The organism is Microbacterium petrolearium (assembly GCF_054782875.1).
This window is the reverse complement of record NZ_BAAGRQ010000084.1, coordinates 1-577: the sequence shown is the minus strand read 5'-3', so window position 1 is coordinate 577 and position 577 is coordinate 1. Positions and strand designations below refer to the sequence as shown.

Genomic DNA, 577 nt, shown 5'->3' with positions numbered 1-577 from the left:
GGTCCAGCTCGCGACCGTTCAGCACCACGGACCGCACCGACGGTGCGACCAGGTCGACAAAGGTCGAGGCGCCCTCCGTCGCGGTGAAACGTACAGTCGTGGCGGACGCAAAGGTCTCCGGACCGGTGGTCAGGTCCAGCACGATCTCGTACGACTCGACCGATACCACGCCGGCTCGTTCGACCGCCTCGGCGCGGGTCAGGTTCTCTCCGGGCACAGGCCCTCCACGTCTGTCTTCTCGGGGGCGGCGGAATGACGCCCCGCACGCCCGACGGGCGCGCCTCTTCGGTTGGGGTGTCGTCCGGTCTGTGAACTACCTGCGACGACCCGTCGATCATGCCACGCAGGAGTAACAGCGAGTAACGCCTTTGTGTACGATCGACCGCGGTCGCCCGACCGACCGATTTGAGCTGAGGGAGTCGCCTGATGTCCGGCACAGTGCCGCCGCCACCGGCGCCAGGCGGTTGGCCCGACGAGGACCCGGGTACACCGACCCAGGAGCAGCACCCGCCCACCGCGCCGACGCCTGCCCAGCAGGCGCCCGTGCAGCGTGTCTCCGCGGCGACCCGCAAACCGC

General features: G+C 69.5%; 1 pseudogene. It reads right to left on the bottom strand.

The window, feature by feature from the left end:
* Positions 1-217: pseudogene (locus tag ACYVJ0_RS13730) on the bottom strand (hypothetical protein); the annotation flags it as partial.
* Positions 218-577: the final 360 nt, after the last annotated feature.